At 68.8% G+C, this 20,333-nt stretch carries 18 protein-coding genes; 7 read left to right on the top strand and 11 right to left on the bottom strand.

All coding sequences use genetic code 11. From position 1 onward, the window contains the following. Positions 1 to 91 precede the first annotated feature (91 nt). Positions 92 to 670 (bottom strand): GNAT family N-acetyltransferase, encoded by a 579-nt coding sequence (locus BKN51_RS31745; RefSeq protein ID WP_101611128.1) that lies wholly within the window; start codon positions 668 to 670, stop codon positions 92 to 94. A 115-nt stretch (positions 671 to 785) separates the two neighbouring features. Between BKN51_RS31745 and BKN51_RS31740 the strand changes: the two genes are divergently transcribed. The 5 genes from BKN51_RS31740 to BKN51_RS31720 all read left to right on the top strand — a co-directional run bounded on the left by BKN51_RS31740 (position 786) and on the right by BKN51_RS31720 (position 6,111). After that, positions 786 to 1,283, top strand: coding sequence for a phosphoribosyltransferase (locus BKN51_RS31740; RefSeq protein ID WP_101611127.1), 498 nt, complete (start codon positions 786 to 788; stop codon positions 1,281 to 1,283). After that, complete coding sequence (locus BKN51_RS31735) at positions 1,280 to 2,011, top strand: oxidoreductase (protein ID WP_101611126.1); 732 nt, start codon at positions 1,280 to 1,282, stop codon at positions 2,009 to 2,011. The genes BKN51_RS31740 and BKN51_RS31735 overlap by 4 nt, the downstream gene beginning before the upstream one ends. A 160-nt stretch (positions 2,012 to 2,171) precedes the next feature. Beyond that, positions 2,172 to 2,930 (top strand): 3-hydroxybutyrate dehydrogenase, encoded by a 759-nt coding sequence (locus BKN51_RS31730; RefSeq protein ID WP_101611125.1) that lies wholly within the window; start codon positions 2,172 to 2,174, stop codon positions 2,928 to 2,930. Positions 2,931 to 2,953: 23 nt separating this feature from the next. Then, on the top strand, positions 2,954 to 4,270 hold the full coding sequence (locus tag BKN51_RS31725) for an MFS transporter (protein WP_101611124.1): 1,317 nt from the start codon (positions 2,954 to 2,956) through the stop codon (positions 4,268 to 4,270). Beyond that, on the top strand, positions 4,267 to 6,111 hold the full coding sequence (locus tag BKN51_RS31720) for a helix-turn-helix domain-containing protein (protein WP_101611123.1): 1,845 nt from the start codon (positions 4,267 to 4,269) through the stop codon (positions 6,109 to 6,111). Before BKN51_RS31725 ends, BKN51_RS31720 begins: the two co-directional genes overlap by 4 nt. Here the strand turns inward: BKN51_RS31720 and BKN51_RS31715 are convergent. Both BKN51_RS31715 and BKN51_RS31710 read right to left on the bottom strand, forming a co-directional pair. Next, positions 6,089 to 6,673: a nitroreductase family protein gene (locus tag BKN51_RS31715; protein WP_101611122.1), complete on the bottom strand. Its 585-nt coding sequence runs from the start codon at positions 6,671 to 6,673 to the stop codon at positions 6,089 to 6,091. The genes BKN51_RS31720 and BKN51_RS31715 overlap by 23 nt on opposite strands. 4 nt (positions 6,674 to 6,677) lie before the next feature. Beyond that, positions 6,678 to 7,952 carry a tannase/feruloyl esterase family alpha/beta hydrolase gene (locus tag BKN51_RS31710; RefSeq protein WP_174720476.1) on the bottom strand — a complete coding sequence of 425 codons (1,275 nt, stop codon included), beginning with the start codon at positions 7,950 to 7,952 and terminating at the stop codon, positions 6,678 to 6,680. A 115-nt stretch (positions 7,953 to 8,067) separates the two neighbouring features. Between BKN51_RS31710 and BKN51_RS31705 the strand changes: the two genes are divergently transcribed. After that, positions 8,068 to 8,925: an extracellular catalytic domain type 1 short-chain-length polyhydroxyalkanoate depolymerase gene (locus BKN51_RS31705; protein ID WP_101611121.1), complete on the top strand. Its 858-nt coding sequence runs from the start codon at positions 8,068 to 8,070 to the stop codon at positions 8,923 to 8,925. Here BKN51_RS31705 and BKN51_RS31700 read toward each other — a convergent pair. After that, a complete protein-coding gene (locus tag BKN51_RS31700) occupies positions 8,902 to 9,207 on the bottom strand; it encodes an ArsR/SmtB family transcription factor (protein ID WP_101611120.1) in 306 nt (101 codons plus the stop codon). The genes BKN51_RS31705 and BKN51_RS31700 overlap by 24 nt on opposite strands. 51 nt (positions 9,208 to 9,258) lie before the next feature. On the opposite strand from BKN51_RS31700, the gene BKN51_RS31695 reads away from it, so the two are divergent. Beyond that, positions 9,259 to 10,428, top strand: coding sequence for an MFS transporter (locus BKN51_RS31695; protein WP_101611119.1), 1,170 nt, complete (start codon positions 9,259 to 9,261; stop codon positions 10,426 to 10,428). Between the two features lie 97 nt (positions 10,429 to 10,525). On the opposite strand, the gene BKN51_RS31690 is transcribed toward BKN51_RS31695, so the two are convergent. From BKN51_RS31690 to BKN51_RS31660, 7 genes are all read right to left on the bottom strand, one after another. Beyond that, a complete protein-coding gene (locus BKN51_RS31690; RefSeq protein WP_101611118.1) occupies positions 10,526 to 11,629 on the bottom strand; it encodes a HoxN/HupN/NixA family nickel/cobalt transporter in 1,104 nt (367 codons plus the stop codon). 74 nt (positions 11,630 to 11,703) lie between these two features. Then, positions 11,704 to 12,633, bottom strand: coding sequence for an N-acetylmuramic acid 6-phosphate etherase (locus tag BKN51_RS31685; RefSeq protein ID WP_101611117.1), 930 nt, complete (start codon positions 12,631 to 12,633; stop codon positions 11,704 to 11,706). 17 nt (positions 12,634 to 12,650) lie between these two features. After that, positions 12,651 to 13,622, bottom strand: coding sequence for a MurR/RpiR family transcriptional regulator (locus tag BKN51_RS31680; RefSeq protein WP_233222922.1), 972 nt, complete (start codon positions 13,620 to 13,622; stop codon positions 12,651 to 12,653). Between the two features lie 237 nt (positions 13,623 to 13,859). Further along, the gene (locus BKN51_RS31675) at positions 13,860 to 15,635 is read right to left on the bottom strand and encodes a serine hydrolase (RefSeq protein ID WP_101611116.1); all 1,776 of its coding nucleotides are present in this window, start codon (positions 15,633 to 15,635) and stop codon (positions 13,860 to 13,862) included. 11 nt (positions 15,636 to 15,646) lie between these two features. Beyond that, on the bottom strand, positions 15,647 to 16,927 hold the full coding sequence (locus tag BKN51_RS31670) for an exo-beta-N-acetylmuramidase NamZ family protein (protein ID WP_101611115.1): 1,281 nt from the start codon (positions 16,925 to 16,927) through the stop codon (positions 15,647 to 15,649). Beyond that, complete coding sequence (locus BKN51_RS31665; RefSeq protein WP_101611114.1) at positions 16,924 to 18,729, bottom strand: glycoside hydrolase family 3 protein; 1,806 nt, start codon at positions 18,727 to 18,729, stop codon at positions 16,924 to 16,926. The genes BKN51_RS31670 and BKN51_RS31665 overlap by 4 nt, the downstream gene beginning before the upstream one ends. A 618-nt stretch (positions 18,730 to 19,347) precedes the next feature. Further along, complete coding sequence (locus BKN51_RS31660; RefSeq protein WP_101611113.1) at positions 19,348 to 20,145, bottom strand: HAD family hydrolase; 798 nt, start codon at positions 20,143 to 20,145, stop codon at positions 19,348 to 19,350. Positions 20,146 to 20,333 lie beyond the last annotated feature (188 nt).

Raw genomic sequence — 20,333 nt, 5'->3', positions numbered from 1 at the left:
CCTCCTGTGATTCGCGTGTCTTCACGCCCGTTGGCACGCTATCGACGTTACGACGCGAAGTAAAAGGTTGCATCGTGGTTGCGCGCGGCATTCATCCGCTTGAGGACAAAGCGGTACGGACCGCGGGCCATTCTGGTCCGGTGAGGGAGTAGACAACGGTGTCACGGACGGTTCCGTCGGGCCGGACGCGATGCGCGCGCAGCACCCCTTCCCGCTGTGCGCCGAGGCGTTCGATCGCCTTCTGCGACTTCAGGTTGTTGATGTCGGTCTCCCACGAGACACGGTTCGCGCCGAGGTCGTCGAAAGCGTGGCGCAGCAACAGGAGTTTCGACTCGCGGTTGAGCCCGGTCCGCTGCCACGCGGAGCCGATCCAGGTGTAGCCGAGGGAAATGATCTTGTGGCGCGCGTTCATCGCGTAGAACGACGTCGTGCCCGCGACCTCGCCGGTGTGCGCGTCGAGCTGTGCCCAGGCGCGGCGGTCGGTGTCGGCGAGGATGCCGTCGACCATCGCCTCGGCCTCGGCGAGGTCCCGAGGCTGCCGGAGGCTGAGCCAGGTCCAGATCGCGGGGTCGGATCCGGCTTCGAACAGGCCCTTCGCGTGATCGCGGGTGAGCGGTTCGAGGCGGACGCGTTCGCCGTCCAGGGTCGCGTGGTCGTTCCAGTCGTTCACGATCTTGACGCTACGTCCGGCATTGGCCCTGCTGGATAGCCAGTTTCGAAGCATTCGAGAAGGCCACTGAGGCGTTGCCTATGCTCGCGGGAACGATCGAGAAGGCGAGGCGCGCATGGCCGAGGAGCGGGAAGAGCTCACCTGGGAGTTGTTCGGAACGGCCAGCAGGGAGCTGGCGCAGGCCGTCGCCGACGACGGGTTCGAGCCGGACCTGATCCTGTCGATCGCGCGCGGCGGGCTGTTCGTCGCCGGCGCGCTCGGCTACGCGCTGGACGTGAAGAACCTGCACGTGATGAACGTCGAGTTCTACACCGGCGTCGATCAGCGTCTCGACCTGCCGGTGATGCTGCCGCCGGTGCCGAACGTCGTCGACCTGACGAAGAAGAAGGTGCTCGTCGCCGACGACGTGGCGGACACCGGCGCGACGTTGAAGCTGGTCCGCGACTTCTGCGCCGACCATGTCGCCGAGGTGCGCTGCGCGGTCGTCTACGAGAAGCCGCGCTCCGACGTGAAATGCGAGTACGTCTGGAAGCACACGGACCGGTGGATCAACTTCCCGTGGTCGGTGCAGGCACCGGTCGTGCGCCGCGAGGGTCAGGTGCTGGACGCGTGACGGATCCGCTGAAGCCGCTGCTGGACCTCGAAGGTGTCGCGGCGGCCGCGAAATCGGCACAGGACGCGGTGTTCGCCGTCCACCGGCTGCCCGCCAACCTGCGTGGCGGCGCGGCGACGGCCGCCGAAGCGTCCGTGCGGTCGGCGCGCGCGTCGGCCGGGATCGAGGGCGCGGCGCCCGAACTGCCGGAATCCGGCGAAGTGACCGATCCGGTACTGGCGGGCGCGTTGCGCGTCGCGGAAGCGCTGGAGGGGCTGCTCCCGGCGTGGCGGCGTGCGCCGCTGCAGGCGTTGGCGCGCTTGCACGTCCTCGCCGCGTCGGATCTGGTGACGGACCTCGACGCGCTGGGACGACCGCGGTCGTCCGGTGACGTCGGGCCGCGGCTGGAGATGCTGGCGCAACTCGTCACCGGCGCGACGTCGGTCCCCGGACCGGTGCTCACCGCCGTCGTGCACGGGGAACTGTTGGCGCTGAAGCCTTTCGGTTCGGCGGACGGGATCGTCGCGCGGGCTGCGGCGCGGCTCTCGGCGGTGGCGACGGGGCTGGACCCCAAGGCGCTGACGGTGCCTGAGGTCGCGTATTTCCGGCGCGTGCCGCAGTACCTCGAGGCCGCTTCGGCCTTTACGGACGGGACTCCCGAGGGTGTCCGGTCCTGGCTGCTCTTCTCCTGCGAAGCCTTCGAAGCGGGCGCCCGCGAGGCGAAGTCCATCTCGGACGCCGCCGGCTGACCTCCTCCTCGTGTTTCGTCCTCTAGTTGCGGTACTTGCACGCAACTACCGCAACTGGAGGACGAAACGCGGGGGTGTGGTGTGCCGACAGGGGATCTTGAGTAGGTGTAGCTAGTAGCCACATGGCTTAAGTGCCTGGAGCGACCTAACGTCGTCGGGCATGAGTGGTGCGTATCACAGCGATCTGGCGGGTAAGTCCGCGCTGGTCACGGGCGCGGCGAGTGGGATCGGCCTGGCCTGCGCCGAAGCGCTCGCCCAGGCCGGGGCCAAGGTCCACCTCGTCGACATCGACGACGCCGTCGAGAAGGCGGCGGCCGAGGTCGACGGCATCGCGCACGTCGCCGACCTCACCGACGCCCGGGCCATCGAGACCCTTCCGGCCGAGGTCGACATCCTCGTCAACAACGCCGGCTTCCAGCACATCGCGCCGATCCACGAGTTCCCGCCGGAGACGTTCACCCGCCTCCAGGCGCTCATGGTCACCGCGCCGTTCCTGCTCATCCGCCGCGTGCTGCCGCCGATGTACGACCGCGGCTGGGGTCGCGTGGTCAACATGTCCAGCGTCCACGGCCTCCGCGCGAGCCCGTTCAAGTCCGCGTACGTCACCGCGAAGCACGCGCTCGAAGGACTCTCCAAGGTCACCGCGCTCGAAGGCGCCGAACACGGGGTGACCAGCAACTGCGTCAGCCCCGGCTACGTCCGGACCCCGTTGGTCACCGGCCAGCTCGAAGCGCAGGCCGAAGAGCACGGCCTCGAACGCGACGCCGTCATCGAGCAGGTCCTGCTGCGCCGTTCGGCGATCAAGCGGCTCATCGAACCCGCGGACGTCGCCGCGTGCGTGCTCTGGCTCTCCGGCGACCACGCCGCCCATGTCACCGGTACCTCGATCCCCCTCGACGGCGGCTGGACCGCCGCGTGAACCCTCCAGAAAGGACGTCCCCGGTGACCACGCAACCCCGTGGCTCGATCGCGAAGGTGGTCAGTGCCAGCCTGATCGGAACGACGATCGAGTGGTATGACTTCTTCCTCTACACCTCCGCCGCGGCGCTGGTGTTCGGCAAATTGTTCTTCCCCACCAACGATCCGCTGACAGGCACGCTGCTCGCGTTCCTGACCTACGCCGTCGGCTTCCTCGCGCGGCCGGTCGGCGGGCTGGTGTTCGGGCACTTCGGGGACCGGGTCGGCCGCAAGAAGCTGCTGGTGCTGAGCCTGCTGCTGATGGGCGGTTCGACCTGCGCGATGGGCATCCTCCCGACGTATGCGACCGTCGGCGTGCTGGCGCCGATCCTGCTGACGCTGCTGCGGCTGGTCCAAGGTTTCGCCCTCGGCGGCGAATGGGGCGGCGCGGTGCTGATCGTCTCCGAACACGGTGACGACAAGCGCCGCGGGTTCTGGGCGTCGTGGCCGCAGTGCGGTGCCCCCGGCGGGAACCTGCTCGCGACGGCGGTCCTGGCGATCCTCGCCGCGACCCAGTCCGACGAGGCGTTCCTCAGCTGGGGCTGGCGGATCCCGTTCCTGCTTTCCGGGGTCCTCGTGGTGATCGGGCTCTGGATCCGGCTCGCGGTCAGCGAATCGCCGGTCTTCCTGGCTGCACAAGAAAAGAGCGCGCCCGAGCACGCGCCGGTCGTCGAGGTGTTCCGGAACAACTGGCGCGCGGTGCTGATCACGATCGGTTCGCGCATGGCGGAGAACGTTTCGTACTACGTGATCACCGCGTTCATTCTGGTTTACGTCACCACCGGATTGAGTTTGCCGAAATCCGCGGGACTCAACGCGGTGCTCATCGGTTCGGCCGTGCATTTCCTGACCATTCCCTTGTGGGGCATTCTTTCCGACCGGATCGGCCGCCGCCCGGTCTATCTGTTCGGCGCGATCGGGATGGCGGTGTGGAGCTTCGCGTTCTTCGCGATGCTCGACACGAAGAATTCCGGTGTCATCATTCTCGCGGCGACCGTCGGGCTGGTGCTGCACGGCGCGATGTACGGCCCGCAGGCCGCGTTCTTCTCCGAGCAGTTCCCGACGCGGGTCCGCTACACCGGCCTTTCGGTCGGCGGGCAGCTGTCGTCGATCGCGGCGGGCGCGGTGGCGCCGCTCATCGCGGTCGCGCTGTTCAAGGAGTTCGGCAGCACGGTCCCTGTCTCGCTCTACGTCGTCGCGATGTGCGTGCTGACGGTGATCGCGCTGCTCGCCGCCCGCGAGACCAAGGGGGAATCCCTGCACTCCGAAGTTCTCACGGAGCGCGGTCACGTGTCAGCATGACCGTTGTGGACGGTGCGGAGACGACGAGGGCTTTGCGCCGGCTGCTCGAACTGCTCGCCTCCGGGGCGGGCAGTGAGCAGCTGGCGCACGTCCCCGTCGATCCGAAGGCCACCGAGCTGGCGCTGCGGATCCGCGACACCGTCGCCGAGCACCGGCGGCGCGAGGCGGAGCTGGCCGCGCTGTTCGACACGGCCAGCGACCTCGCCAGGCTGGACGATCCGGACGCCGTCCTCCGGTCGATCGTGCGGCGGGCGCGGGCTCTGCTCGGCGTGGACGTCTCGTACCTCAGCCTCAACGACGAGACCGAGGGCAACACCTACGTCCGCGTGACCGACGGCTCGGTTTCCGCGCTGTTCCAGGACATCGTGCTGGGGATGGGCGAGGGACTCGGCGGGCTGGTCGCGCAGACCGCGCGGCCGTACGCGACGGCGGACTACTTCAACGACAAGCGGTTCCACCACACTTCTTCGATCGACACCGGCGTGCTCGACGAGGGGTTGACAGCGATCCTCGGGGTGCCGCTGGCGATCGGCAGCAAGGTCATCGGGGTGCTGTTCGCCTCGGATCGGACCACGCGCGAGTTCTCGCCGGAGGAGGTCGCGCTGCTGTCGTCGCTGGCCGACCACGCGGCGATCGCGCTGGACAACGCGCATCTGCTCGACGAGACGCGGCGCGCGGTCGCCGAGCTGAACGCCGCCAACGCGACGATCAGCGCGCACAACGACGCGATGCGCCGCGCCGAAGACGCGCACGACCGGCTGATGGATCTCGTGCTGCGCGGCGGCGACCTGGCCGAGGTCGCCGCGGCGGTCGCGGACGTGCTCGGCGGCGGGATCGCCGTCTACGACGCGGACGGCGCCGTGCTGGCCAGGACCGGCGGGGAGTTGAGCCTCTCGCGTGCCGCCGTGTCCGCGTCCCGCGCGAGCGGACGGGCGGTGTCCACTGAGGACGGTTGGCTGTGCGCGGTCCAGGCCGGGCAGGAGTTCCTCGGCAGCCTGGTGCTGGGAGGCGGGCGGTCCCTCGGCGAGGCCGACAGGCGGCTGTTCGAGCGCGCCGGCGTGGTCACTGCGGTACTGCTGATGCAGCGGCGGTCCGTCGCGCGTGCCGAGGACGAGGTGCGTGGAGAACTGCTGTCGGACCTGCTCACCGCGCCGGGCCGCAATCCCGCCGCGCTGCTGGCACGAGGTCGCCGCCTGGGAGTTGACTTGTCGACATCGCACGCGGTGCTGATCGCCCACTCCGACGACGTCTCCCGGCGGCGGCTGGCCATGGCCGCCGCCCGGCACGCGGATCTGGTCGGTGTCCACGCCGACGAGGTCGTCCTGCTGGTCCGCGGCGAGGACGCCGGCGCGCTGGCCCGGTCCGTCGCCGCCGAGCTCGCGTCCACAATGGACTGCCCGGTGACGGTGGGCGCGGCGGGACCGGCCACCTCGCCACGGGCCTTGGCCGAGGCGCACGCGGAGGCCGCGCGGTGTGTCGCGTCGTTGCTCGCCCTCGGCCGGGTGGGTGAAGGCGCGAGCATGGCCGACCTCGGGTTCGTCGGGCTGCTCCTCGGCGAACACGCCGATCTCGACGCGTACGTGACGGCCACGATCGGCCCGGTCCTCGACTACGACGAACGCCGCGGTACGGATCTGATCGGCACTTTACGGGCGTATTTCGCCTGTGGCGGCAACTTGACGCGGGCGAAGGACCTGCTTCACGTGCACGTCAACACCGTCGTGCAGCGGCTGGACCGCATCGCGTCGCTGCTGGGCGAGCAGTGGCAGACGCCCGAGCGCGCGCTGGAACTCCAGCTCGCGCTCAGGCTGCACCGCCTCACCAATGACCGAACCGGATGACGTCGGAGAAGTCGCGTCGAGCGACCGTCGTCGCCGACGAGCCGGGTGACGGGCCGGGCTCGTCGCCATGGCCGAGTGCCACGACGCCGATCGGCTCGTGATCCTCCGGCACGCCGAACTCGCCGTGAAGGCGCTCCACGCTCTCGGGAGCGAGGCCGAAGAACACCGCGCCCAGCCCCTCGTCGACGGCGGTCTGCAGGATCAGCAGTGCCGCCATCCCGGTGTCGACGTCCCAGTACGGCACGCGCCACCAGGAGTCGTCACCTTCGGCGAAACCCTTGTCGGGCTTGGCATAGCGGTCGAGATAGGCGTTCTTGACCGAGAGCGGCACGATCGCGACCGGTGCCGTGGTCACGGATTCCGGCGCCCAGCTGGCTCCGAACTCCCAGAACTTGGCGAGTTCTTCACCGGTCAGGACGAGAAATCCTTGTCCTTGTGAGAATCCGGCCGAGGGACCTTTCAGCGCGTTGCGCAGGATGCGCTGAAGGCTCGCCTCGGCGACGGGCTCGTCGGTGAACTTCCGGACCATGCGACGGCGTCGTACGACGTCCTGGAATTCCATGAGATCAGTTTAGTGCGCAAGAGCTCGCGAGGTCGCCGCTCGCGCGCGGGATCGTCGCCGAGGACGGCGGGCGGACGCCGTCGAGCCAGCCTTCGAGCGCGGTGAACGCCGTCCGGAAGCACGGGCCGATCGGGCGCAGTTTGTCCGGGTAGGCGTCGTACAGGCCGTCGACATGGTTGCCGTCCACGATCCGGTAGTAGCGCTGGAGCCCGGCGCGGCCCTGACCGGCGATCATCCGCTGGTAGACGTCGGAATCGCGGGTGATCGGCAGGAGCGTGTCGAGGGTGCCGTGGAGGGTGATCAGCGGTTTGCCGATCCGCCCGGTCAGCGAGATCCGTTCGACCGCGCGATGCACCGACGGCGGGCGAGCGGTGTAGTCGTAGTCGGTCCCGGTGAACGACGGGTCGAATTCGGCCTGGTAGATGCGCTGGGTCAGCCCCCAGTAGACGTCGTTGTGGTACTGCCAAAGGAATTCCGAGCCCGGCGCGAAACCGGCGTCGAGAATCCGCCGGTGTGCCTGGGCGGAACCGGCGACGTACGCGGGATAGGCCTTGATCGCGGGCGGGAGGAAGGTGAACAGGTTCGGGCCGTCCTCGTGCCAAAGCGTGCCCTCCCAGTCGATGCCGCCGTCGTAGAGCCACGGCCGGTTCTCGAGCTGCCAGCGGACGAGATAGCCGCCGTTCGACATCCCGGCCGCGAGTGTGCGGCTCGGCAGGCGCCCGTAACGGTGGGCGACGGCGGCCTTCGCGGCGAGGGTCAGCTGCGTGACGCGCGAGTTCCATTCGGCGAGCGCGTCGCCGGGCCGCCGTCCGCCGGTGTGGAAGTCGGCGCCGGTGTTGCCCTTGTCGGTCGCGGCGAACGCGTACCCGGCGGCGAGGACCTGGTCGCCGATCGCGCGGTCGTTCGCGTACTGCCGTCGCACGCCGGGCGAACCCGAGACCACGAGGCCGCCGTTCCAGCGATCGGGCAGCCGCAGCACGAACTGTGCGTCGTGGTTCCAGCCGTGCGTGGTGTTGGCCGTCGAGGTGTCCGGGAAGTAGCCGTCGATCTGGATCCCGGGAACGCCATGGGGGACGGGGAACCCGGTCGAGGTCAGCCCGGCCCAGTCGGCCTGGACGGTGTGCCCGGTGGCCAGGGTGCCGGTGGTCGTCAGATCGTCCAAACAGGACAGTTGTTGTTTCGCGGCCCCCGGAACGCGCACGTTCGCGCATCCGCTCGCCGCCGCTTCGGCGGGCGAGATCAGGGCCAGCATCATCGCGAGGACCAGAATGAGCCGCATCGGCCGACGGTAAACGCGTGCCTTTCGGATCGGTACCCGGCGCGACCACACAAAACGGGCCGTCGCTGTGGTGGTCGTCCACGTGGGAACCGGGCTGCGGCGGTTTTAGCCTGAAATGATGCGAAAACTCCTCATCGGCGCGGTGGTTTCGACATTGGTCCTTCTCTTCGCGACTCCGGCACAGGCGGCGGCGATCCGTCCCGTGACCGGGTTCGGGAGCAATCCCGGTGCGTTGCAGATGTTCGAGTACGTTCCCGACGGGCTGCCGTCCGGACGTCCGGCGGTGGTCGTGCTGCACGGCTGCACCCAGGACGCGGCCGGATATGCCCGTGGCTCCGGCTGGATCGGCCTCGCGGACAAGCTGCGGTTCAAACTCGTTCTGCCACAACAGGTTTCGGCGAACAACTTCAGCAAATGCTTCACCTGGTTCCAGGCGGGCGACATCAAGCGCGGGTCCGGGGAAGCCGAATCGATCGCGCAGATGGCGCGGTTCGCGGCCGGAAGCCGGACTTACGTGACCGGTCTGTCGGCGGGCGGGGCGATGACCTCGGTGATGCTGGCGGCGTATCCGGAACTTTTCGCGGGCGGTGGTGTCGTCGCGGGCCTGCCGTACGGCTGCGCGGCTTCGATGATCGACGCCTACTCGTGCATGAATCCCGGCAAGGATCTGACCCCGAAGCAGTGGGGTGACAAGGTGCGGGCCGCGGGCACGGGCGCGCGTTCCCCGGTCAGCGTCTGGCACGGGACCGCGGACTACACGGTCGCTTCGATGAATCTGCGTGAGCTTTCCGAGCAGTGGACGGACGTCGGCGCCACCGTCGACACGCACGCCGTCACCGGGATGGGGCACGGTCAGCCGATCGCGCCGGCGGCCGGTTGCGGGCAGGCGGGGCCGTATCTGCTGGACGTCGGCGTGTGCGCGGCGGCGGAACTCGCGGCGAAGTGGCGGTTAGGCGAGGACGGCGTCCAGTAGCCCGGGGAACCGCTCGTGGATGTCCTCGGTCCGTAGCTCGACCCAGCGGGTCCGGCCCTCGACGAAGGTGGTCGTGAGGCCGGCCTCGCGCAGGACCTTCCAGTGGTGGGAGAGCGTCGGCGCGCTGATCTCGACGTCGTACTCGGTGATGGCGCAGCTTCGCGGCGAAGGATTGCTTCGCAGGGCGCGGATCAGCTCCAGGCGCACGGGATCCGCGAGCGCCTGGAGCACCGGCACGATCTCGATTTCGCCGGTCGGCGGCTGCGGCAGCGTGCTGGTCACTTCGCTCCAACTGTTTGACAGTCATCGAATAGTCCGGCCACTATACCTCCCATGACGATTCGACGATCATCAAATGATCGGCTCGCCTTGGGGGCTCTGCTGGTACTCGCCGTCGGGACGTTCACCGTCGGCACCGACGGGTTCGTCTTGAACGGGCTGCTGCCCACCATCGCCGCCGACCTGCGTGTTTCCGAAGCCGCCGCGGGCCAGCTGACCACGGTCTTCGCCGTGACGTACGCGATTTCCTCGCCGCTCATCGCGGCGTTCACCGGACGGCTCGACCGGCGCTGGGTACTCGGTGCCGGGATGGTGCTGTTCACGATCGGCATGGCCGGGCAGGCGCTCGGCGAGTCCTTCGCCGTGGTCGCCATCGCCCGCGTGCTGGCCGCCCTCGGCGCCGCGGCGTTCCAGTCCAACGCGTATGTGCTCGCCGGCGCCCTGGCGTCGGACGAGCGACGTGGCCGCGCCTTGGCGACGGTCTCCGCCGGGATGAGCGTGTCGATGGTGGTCGGTGTGCCGATCGGGGTGCTGGCGGGCACCTGGTTCGGCTGGCGCGCGGTGATGTGGGGGATCGGCGCGGTGGCGGTGGTCGTGGCGCTGCTCGTGCCGTTGCTGCCCGGTGTCCGGATGCCGACGGTGTCCCTGCGCGACAGGCTCGCCGTCGTCGCGCGGCCGCCGATCGCGCGTGTGCTCGGCGTCAGCGTTCTCGGCACCGCGGCGGGCTTCGCGGCCTTCGTGTACCTGCCCGTTCTGGTCGCTCCGGTCGCCGCGGGCGCGATGATCTCGTGGCTGCTCATCGGTTTCGGGATCGGGCAGATCGCGGGCAACGCCTTCGCGGGCCGGGCGACCGACTCACTCGGGCCCGCACGCGTCCGCGCGATCTCGCTCGTCGGTACGGTCGTGACACTCGCGCTGGTGGACGTCGCCGTGCTGAGCCTGCCCGGCGCGCTGGTCCTCGCGCTCGCTTCGGGGATCTTCGGCGGGATGCTGATGGTGCCGCAGCAACACAGGCTGTTCTCGCTGGCGCCCGACGCGCCGACGGTCGCCTTGGGGCTCAACGGTTCCGCGATCTACGCCGGGGGCGCCCTCGGTGCCGCGCTGGGTGGCGTCGTCCTGTCGTCGGCGGGCGTCTGGTGGGTCGGTCCCGTTGCCGCCTTCATCGCCCTGCTCGCCTTCGCGCTTTCGCTCCCTTCGCGCACGCGGGTGGCCCAGTCCGCCTGATCGAAAGTGGGAGCAAGGGACCTTTGCTATCGTTAGCGTGGGTACGCTAAATAAGTGACAGCAAAGGTCCCTTGCTCTCTTCCCGCAGGTCAGAGGGCTACTTGACCGGGATCCTGGTCGACCAACGCTCCTCGATACGCGCGAAGCGCCACACGAAGAGGGCGAGGGCCCAAGTAAGCACGAAGAGCGCTACGACCGCGTAGCCGACGTAGTCCAGGCTCAGGGACCCGATCGCCGCGAGCGGTCCGGTCGTGATGCTTAGCCGCTCGGTGAGGATCGAGATCAGCTCGATCGTCCCGATGAGCAGCGCGACCGCGACGGAAAGCGCCGTCACGGTGAGGTTGTAGTAGATCTTCCGCACCGGCTTCGCGAAGGCCCAGCCGTACGCGAAGTTCATGAAGCAGCCGTCGGCGGTGTCGAACAGCGTCATCCCCGCGGCGAACAGGATCGGCAGCACCAGGATCGCGTACCAGGGCAGGGAGAACGCGGCCGCGCCGCCGGCGAGCACCAGCAGGCTGATCTCGGTCGCGGTGTCGAAGCCGAGGCCGAACAGCACGCCGATCGGGTAGATGTGCCACGGCTTGCGCACCGCCTTGGTGGCGCCCCGCAGCAGTCGGTTCATGAAGCCGCGGTTGTCGAGTTGCCGTTCCAGCGCCGCTTCGTCGAACTCGCCCCGCCGCATGCGCCGGAACACCTTCACGATGCCGACCAGTACGACCAGGTTCATGATCCCGATGAGGTACAGGAACACCGCCGAAACGGACGTCCCGATCAGCCCGGTCGCCTCGTGCAACGCCGACGAGTCGTCCTCGACGGCGCCGGCGAGTGCGCGGACGCCGAGCGACAACAGCAGGCACAGGACGAAAACGATCGTCGAATGGCCGAGGGAGAACCAGAAGCCGACCGAAAGCGGCCGTTGCCCGTCGGCCATCAGCTTGCGGGTGGTGTTGTCGATCGCGGCGATGTGGTCCGCGTCGAAAGCGTGCCGCATCCCGAGCACGAAGGCGGTGACGCCGAGGCCGATCCCGAACACGCCCGTGGCGCCGAGCTCGTACTGGCGCGGCGCCACGAAAAGCGTCAGGACCCCCCAGCCCACGACGTTGAGCAGCAGGATGAACCCGGCCATCCCGGCGACGGACACCCGTTCGCGTCGCGTGAGCGCGAGGCGTCGGGATGAACGGGGCTGTCCGCCGGTGCTCATGACCACCCGACCTCTCAGTCGCGAATACCTGAGAGCCTAAGCAGATGAGCAGGTGATGGGCAATCAGTGATTTTTCAGCTCGCGCGCACCCGCAGGGAGTCGAGAGCCTTGCGTACGTGGCCATCACTGTTCGCCAGCGCCTTCGCCGCGTTCGCGACGTCTTCGCCGGACAACAGATGGACCAGCGCGACCTTGAGGTCGCCGTCGGCCTCGGTGAGCGCGTCGGAGCAGTCCGCCATGCTCATCCCCGTGGCCTCGCGCAGGATCCTGATGGTCCTTCCGCGCAGCTTCGCGTTGGTCGCGCGCATGCTGACCATCAGGTTCGAGTAGGTCCGGCCGAGTTTGATCATCGTCGCGGTGGAAAACGCGGTGAGGATGATCTTCTGGGCCGTGCCCGCCTTCATCCGGGTCGACCCGGCGATCGCCTCGGGGCCGGTGTCCACGGCGATGAGGACATCGACACCCGGCGGCATCACCGCGGCCGGATTGCCCGAGACCAGCGCGGTCCGGGCACCGCGACGGCTGGCCGCGGCCAGCGCGCCGAGAACGTAGGGCGTCCGGCCGGAAGCCGTCAGCCCGAGCACGAAGTCGCCGGGTACGACGGTCTCGGCCACCTCGGCGGCTCCGGCCTTCACGTCGTCCTCGGCGTCTTCGACGGCTTGGCGCAGAGCGCGCGCGCCGCCCGCGTGATGCGCGATGAACCAGTCGGAGGGCACGTTGAACGTCGGCACGAGCTCCGCCGCGTCCAACGTCGCCAGCCTGCCGGAGGTACCGGCCCCGAAGTAGTGCACGCGGTGTCCCGACCGCAGCGCTTCCACGGCGAAGTCGACCGCCCGCGCCACCTGCGGCAGCACCGCGGCGACGGCTTCGGGGACCCGGCGGTCCTCGGCGTTGATCGCGCCGAGGATGCCCATGGTCGACATCAGGTCGATGTCGGTCGTCCGTGGATTGCGCTGTTCGGTTGGCGAATCGACGTGCACCACCTGGCGTGGGACGGTCATCATGCGCCTCACTTTTTCGCTCATTTGCCGGTTTCCCGCGGCCGTCGCCTGCCGTCGGGCCGAACGCCCAGCCGGTGCGAACCCACCGCGTCCCTGGTCGCGTCGAGCGCGTTGACCGACGCGTCCATGTGCCGCTGCGCGACACCGATGAACAGGCAGTCGATGACGGTCAGCTGCGCGATGCGACTGGCGGTCGCACCCGAGCGGAACGTCGTTTCCCGTGCGGCCGTGGTCAGCACGTGGTCGGAGACCTCGGTGATCGGCGAACGCGGGAAGTTCGTCACGGCGACGGTGATCGCGCCGTGCTCACGGGCCACACGCAGCGCCTCGACGGTGTCCGTGGTCGCGCCCGTGTGGGAGATGCCGATGGCGACGTCTCCGGGGCTCAGCACGGCGGCCGAGGTCAGCATGATGTGCGTGTCGGACCAGGCGAAGCTGACCCGGCCGATGCGGTGCAGCTTCTGCTGCAGATCCGCGGCCACGAACGCGCTCGCGCCGACGCCGTAGACGTCCACACGGCCCGCGCCCGCCAAAACGTCGATCACGCGCTGTAGCGACGGGACGTCGAGCTGGTCGGCGGTCTCCTCCACGGCACGAGCGTCCGCGAAGCTGACCTTGCCGATGACCGCGGCCAGGTCGTCTTCCGGCCCGATCTCGCCGCCGAGATTGCGGCTTGACCGCGCCTCGGACCGGGCGGTGTCGGCCGCCAAAGCGATCCTGAGCTGCGGATATCCACCGACGCCGACCGCCTTGCAGAAGCGCGTGACGGTGGTCTCGCTGGTGTTCGCCGCGAGCGCGACCTCGGTGATGCTGCGCCGCGCGACCGTCGCCGGGTCTTCGAGGACGACCTTCGCGACACGCTGTTCGGCCCGGGCGAGCCCGGGCAGCAGTGAGCGGATCCGGACCAGCGGGCTCGCGTCAGCGTCCCGTGTCGGCTGGGCCGGCACGGACTCGGACGGTGCGACCGCGATTACGGATTCGGTATCGCCCACCGTGGGAAAGTTACTAACCGTTGGCATCTGCGACAAGGCTACCCACACCCTTCGGGAAGATCGCAACCTATCCGTGTCTGCGGATTCGATTTGCGATTAATCGTTGACCAGAAAGTCGCTAACCAGGTCGAGGCCGTTAACGAGGTCGAGCTAACGACTTGGCAACTTAGTGTCGCGACGCAAGGGGCTGTGCCCCGGTCAACGGGGCGGTTCGGTCTGCGAAACGGAACCGCTCAACTACCTAGCGCTCAACTTCCATCCGGTAGCTGCAAAAGTAGGGGGATTATGCTCACTGTCCAGCAGTATCCGGCCGCGTTCAGTGACTTTCACACCGTCCAGGGAAATTCCGCGTCCCGTGTAACGGGCATCGGTCGTGTAACGCCACCGGAGGGTGATTTGTGAGCTTTGTGACACCTCGGCGGCGGCTCGCCACCAAGCCCGGTGTCCGTGCCCGCCGAGGCCGGTCAGGTCCCCCGCGGGAGCGCCTGGGCCGCTCGCACGCAGAGTAATCGTTTTCCAGGTGGTGCCACCGTCGGTACTTATTTCCAGGAAGAGCGAATCGGAGGGCCCTTCGGTGTCCACGAACGTGTCGAAGGAGACCTTCAGAGGGCCGCCACGGGTCCGCAACGGCGGGGTCGTGAGCGTGGCCGTGGAGACGTCCCCCGCGCCGCTGAACCACGCGTCACGGCCACGTACCGGGCGGACGGCCATCGCCTTCGCGAGAGAACTCGCCCACGCCTCCCTGGCGAGGTTGATCGAGCCCCAGTTCCGCGTCGGGTGCACGCGGTTGGTGAGCAGGATCGCGAACGACCTCGAGAGCGGGTCGATCACCAGCGAGGTCCCGGTGAACCCGGTGTGGCCGGCGGTCGAGGGCGCCGACAGCGCGCCCATGTACCAGGGCTGGTCGAGTTCGAAGCCGAGTCCGTGGGAGTTGTCGGGGAACTTCTGGTTGTAGTTCGTCAGCATCGATCGCACGGTTTCCGGCCGCAGGATCCGCTGACCGCGGTACGCGCCGCCGTTGAGGATCGTCTGCGCCAGCACGGCCATGTCGGAGGCCGTGGAGAACACGCCCGCGTGCCCGGCGACGCCACCCAGCGACCAGGCGTTCTCATCGTGGACCTGCCCGCGTACGAGGCCCCGAGGCGGCTTCACCGCGTACTCGGTCGCCGCGACCCTGGCCAGTTTCGACGCCGGCGGGTTGTATCCGGTGTCGGCGAGGCCGAGCGGAGTCGCGATGCGGTCCTGGACCACCTTGTCCAACGGTGCCCCGGCCAGCTTCTCGACCAGGAGGCCGAGCGTCAGCAGGTTGATGTCGGAGTAGAGGTACGTACTGCCCGGCGGGTTCTTCAGCGGGCTGTCGAGGATGGCCTTCCGGCGCGACGGGATGTCCGGATAGCCCTCCCACAGCGACGGGAGCGGTGTCGCGGCGAAGCCCGAAACATGGGTGAGCAGCTGCTGGACGGTGACGGCTTCCTTGCCGTTCACCCCGAACTCCGGCAGGTACCGCGCCACCGGCGCCGAGATGTCCAGCTTGCCCGTCTCGGCCAGCTGCATCACCGCGATGGAGGTGAACAGCTTCGAGATCGACGCCATGTCGAAGATGGTGTCCGCGCGCATCGGCATCTGCTGCTCCGGCGGCAGTTCCGTGCCGTTCGCGTCGGCGTAGCGGACGGCACCGCCGACGGCCTGGCGCTCGACGACGACGCCGTCGTGCGCGAGCAGGCCGACAGCGCCGGAGAAGTGCGGATGCCCGGTGGCGTCCGGTTTCGTCCAGCTGTCGATGAACCGCTCGGCCGCTTTGATCGGCTCCGGGTCGAGGCCGACGTCGCCGGGCGCGCCGTCACGGAGCACGGTGGACGCCGGCGCGAAGCCCTCGCGAGGCTTGTCGAACCGGCCCGCCACGCGGTCTCGCTGTTGTTCCGAACCCGGAATCGCCTGTGCTCCCGCCGTCGACAGCGTGGTCGCCGCGACCAGGACGGAAACGGTCGCGATCAGGATCTTCCTAGCACGCAAGGTCGTTCCCCTCAGCGATAGATGAGATGGCGACGGCGTTTCCGGTCGAACTCGGCGAGCTCGGCCTGCCAGGAGCCGACGATCTCGTCCACTCCGGCGCCCTTGTCGATCATCGTGCGCAGCCTGTCGGAGCCCGAGAGCTTGTCGAGGAAGTTGTCGGGCCGCCACTTGAACTTGTCCGGGTGCACCTGCTTCGCGGTGACGAACATGGTGACCGCGGTGCGGATGGCGTCGAACGCCCGCGGATCCGTGATCGTCACCTGCACGCCGCCGCAAGGCTCGTTGACGAACTTGCCGAACGTCGGCACGAAGTACGCCTCACGGAACTTCACCCCGGGAAGCCGCAGTTCGCCGAGCTTCTCGCGCCAGCGCCAATCGAGGCCCGGCGCGCCGATGATCTCGAACGGCCTGGTGGTGCCGCGGCCTTCGGAGAACACGGTGCCTTCGAACATCCCTGTGCCGGGATAGACGAGCGCCGTGTCCGGCGTCGGCATGTTCGGGCTCGGCGGGACCCAGGTCAGCCCGGTGCGCTCGAAGAGCTGATCACGCCGCCAGTCACGTACTTCGACGATCTCGAGCCTGCCAGGGGTGACCCCTTCGGCGGGCAGGAACTCGGCGGCGAAGTACCGCGCGAGTTCCCCGACGGTCATGCCGTGCTGCTGCACGATCGGCTTCCGCCCGATGCCCGACGCGTACGCCGGGTCCAGCATCGGCCCGGCGGCCTTGCCGCCCAGCGGGTTCGGCCGGTCCAGCACGACCACCGCCGCGCCGACCTTCGCCGCCGCGACCATCGCCGTGTACAGCGACCAGATGTAGGTGTAGAACCGCGCGCCGACGTCGGCGATGTCGAAGACGACCGTGTCGACGCCTGCCTTCGTGAACATCCCGGCGAGCTTCGTCGCGTCGGCGCCGTACGCGTCGTACACGGGGACGCCGGTGCGGGGATCGGTGTAGTCGCCCTCGGAGCCGCCCGCCTGCGCGCTGCCGCGGAAGCCGTGTTCCGGCCCGAACGCGGCGAGCGGGCGGACACCGGCGGCGACCATCGAATCGACGATGTGGTCGCCGCTCGCCAGGACGCCCGTCGGATTCGACAGGACGCCGAGCTTGCGGCCGGACAGCGGCGCCCAGCCACGGGCGGCGAGCACGTCCGCTCCGGTGCGGGTGAGCGAGGGACCTTTGCTCTCGCCTTCCGCCGTGGCCTCGGGCCCTGCCTGCGCGACCGAGGATCCGGCCGTCAGCGCGGGGACCGCGAGCGCCCCGGCGGCGAGGAGGTGGCGGCGATTGAGCGTCACCAGGTCAGCCCGTGGCCGAAGGGGTACTTCACCGTGCCCACGTCCTTGCCCGCGGGGACGTCCACCGGCAGCTTGCCCTGCGGCTTCACCTTCCCGAGGATCACCTTCGCCAGCGCCTCGACCGACGGCGTGATGTAGCCGTACGTCGCGAGCCAGGTCTTGACCGGGTTCTCGTAGCCGGCGTCGTAGGGGATCTGCGCGGCGACCGCGACGACGGGCTTCCCGGTGTCCGTCAGGGCCTGCAACAGCTTGCCCTGCAACGGATACGTGCCGACGTTGTTGGTCAGCACCACGACGAGGTCGACGTTCTTCGCGGCCGCGACGGCCTGGGCGATCTGCGCGTCGGTCGGGGTCTGGCCGGTCTGCAGCGCGGTCGCCTGCGTTCCGTGCGCGGTGAGTTTCGAGGCCAGCGCGGTCGTCGTGCTCACACCCCAGCCGGTCACGAGCGTCTTCGCGGGCTGCTGCTCGAGCGGAAGGACACCGCCGTCGTTGCGGATAGCGGTGACCGACCGGTCGGCGATGCCCTGCGCGGTCGCGAGGTTGGCCGGGATGCCGACCTTCGAAGCGACCTTGGCCGGGTCGACGAACGGCGAGGTCAGGATGCCCCGGTTCAGTTTGAGCTTGAGCACCCGCAGGACGCTCTCGTCGATGCGCCGCTCGGTCAGTTCACCCTTGCGGACCGCGTCGAGCACCGAGTTGATCGCGAGGTCGAGGTTCACCGGCATGAGCAGCTGGTCGATGCCGGCCTTGAGCGCCAGCACCGGGATTTCGGCGTCGGTGTGCATCTCGCGCACGGCGTCCATCGAGAGCGAGTCCGTGATGACGACGCCGCGATAGCCCAGCTCGCCGCGCAGTTTGCCGGTGAGGATCGGCTTCGACAGCGTGGCGGGCTCACCCGACGGGTCGAGGCTGGGGAACTGGATGTGCGCGCTCATGATCGAGTCGATGCCGGCCTTGATGGCGGCCTTGAACGGCGGCACGTCGGTCTCGCGCCAGCTGGCTTCGGTCCGGTCGATCCTGGGCAGTTCCAGGTGACTGTCCGTGGCCGCGTCACCGTGGCCGGGGAAGTGCTTCGCGGCGGCGGACACCGTCTCGGAGCGACGTCCGGAGTCCTGGAAGCCCTTGACCTGGGCCCCGACGAACTGGCTCGCCAGCTCCGGGCGGCCGGAGAAGGAACGGACGCCGATCACCGGGTTCGCCGGGTTCGAGTTCACGTCGGCGTCGGGAGCGAAGTCCTGGTTGATGCCGACGGCGCGCAGTTCGTGCCCGAGGATCCGGGCGGCGTCCTGAGCGGCCTTGGGGTCGCGGCCCGCCGAGATCGCCATCGCGTTCGGCAGTTCGGTGGCGGGGGCACCCATGCGGGTGACCGTGCCGCCCTCCTGGTCGGTCGCGATCTGCAGCGGGATGTGCGCGCCGCTGCGGATGGCGGCCCGCTGGAGCCCGTTCGACAGCTTGGCCACCTGCACCGGGTCGTCGAAGTTGTCCCGGCTGTCGTTGTTGAAGTAGATGACGCCGCCCAGGTGGTACTTCTCGATCACCTGCGCGGGGGTGTCCACGCCGAAGTCGGCCTTGTTCTTGGCGTTGACCTCGTCGGCGGACTTGCCGTTCACCCACGTGACGAACAGCTGGCCGACCTTCTGCTCCAGAGTCAGCCCGCGCAGCGTCCGCTGGGCCTCCGCGTCGGCGGTCACCGGCTGCGCGGCGGCCGGGACGCCCGCGATCGCGAGGGTGAGCAGACCCGCGAGGGGCACGGCGAGCGCATGGATCCTCCGATGACGGGCGTGCGCGGTTCGGGTCGTCACCTCAAGCCTCCCAGATTCGTGCCTGACTCTCAGATGGAAAGAAGTCCACCTGGAAGCACTGATATCCGGAAGCTACCCACGAGCACTTTGCTTGTCCATCGGCCACCCGCACGAACGGTCCGTTCATACACAAAGGGACGCGAAGGGGCCTGTCACGCTTGAAAACAAGGCGTCATCGATGCGTGACCGGGCCGGTCACGACGGGAAAGGCGGGCAAAACACTGGCGGCGCCCGTCGGCCTGAGCCGGCGGGCGCCGCCAATCAGTGCGAACGACTCGGGCGACCAAGCGTGCAACTCTGGTCGTACCTTCATGGACTCGGCGTCCGGCGTCCCGGTACGCAGTCCCTAGACGACGAGCCTCCCGCGGCGCGCTGCGCGTGGGTACCCGGTGTCCGCACACGGAGATTCGCCGGGGTGGAACAGGCTTCTCTTCTACCTGTTCCCTGGCCGACCGAACGTCCGCACCTTCTTTCTACGCCGTGAGCCGGGTCACTTCAAGTGCGCAGACGGGTGCACCGGTACAGAGGCTCGATCTAGTGACACGGGCACCCTCCGCGACGGACAATTCGCCGCTCTGGCTGCGAAAACCGGTTCCGTACCGCCGACCGGGTGCGGGCTCAGCGGGTGCGTTTGCGCCGGTTGTAGCCGTACCAGGTGGCACCCGCGGCGACGGCGCCGAGCGCGACCAGGCCCGCCGACCTGGCCGGGATCCTGGTCCGCAGTGACATCGGGTGATCGAACGCGAGGATGTCCCAGCCCTGCTCGGTCGCGTGCTTGCGCAGGACGCGGTCGGGGTTGACCGCGTGCGGCCTTCCGACGACCTCGAGGAGCGGGATGTCGGTGCTCGAGTCGGTGTACGCGTGGCATTGGGTGAGGTCGTAGCCGTAAGTGGCCGCGAGCTCTTTCGCGGCGATGGCTTTGTTCTCGCCGTAGCAATAGAAATCGACTTCGCCCGAGTAGCGGCCGTCCACGATCTGCATCCGCGTGGCCACGCTGCGCGTCGCGCCGAGCATTTCGGCGACCGGGGCGACGACCTCTTCGCCGGTCGCCGACAGCACCACGACGTCGTGACCGTCCGCGAGATGCGAGGAGATCAGTTCCGCAGCCTCCGCGTAGACGAGCGGGTCGACGACGTCGTGCAGCGTTTCGCGGACGATCGCGGACACCTGCGCCACGTCCCATCCGGTGCACAGCGCGGAAACCTCGGCCCGCATCCGTTCGGTCTTCGCCGCGTCCGCGCCCGCGAGCGAGAAGACGAGCTGGGCGTACGCGCTGCGAAGCGCGGCTCGCCGGTTGATCAGGCCTTCGCGCAAAAGAGGCTTGCTGAAGGCCAGCGCGCTCGAAGACGCGATGATCGTCTTGTCGAGATCGAAGAACGCCGCGACCGGGCTCGGTGTCGTGCTGGGGTGGGCCACTCGCCAAGGATAGGAGAGCCGGACGACGGCGCGCCCGTTGGTCGACCACGATCGGGATACGGCGGTGGAAAATTCACGACCGCACACCGGATCGGGCGCGTCGTGCCGTTATCGAATTGTGGGTGCCGCCGCCCACCGCAACGGGCCGGTATCGGAGTTACAGTGACATTGTCCGGTGTTGCACCGGA

The sequence above is a fragment of the Amycolatopsis sp. BJA-103 genome (assembly GCF_002849735.1).
Lineage (GTDB): Bacteria > Actinomycetota > Actinomycetes > Mycobacteriales > Pseudonocardiaceae > Amycolatopsis.
This window is presented reverse-complemented; position numbering and strand designations above follow the sequence as displayed.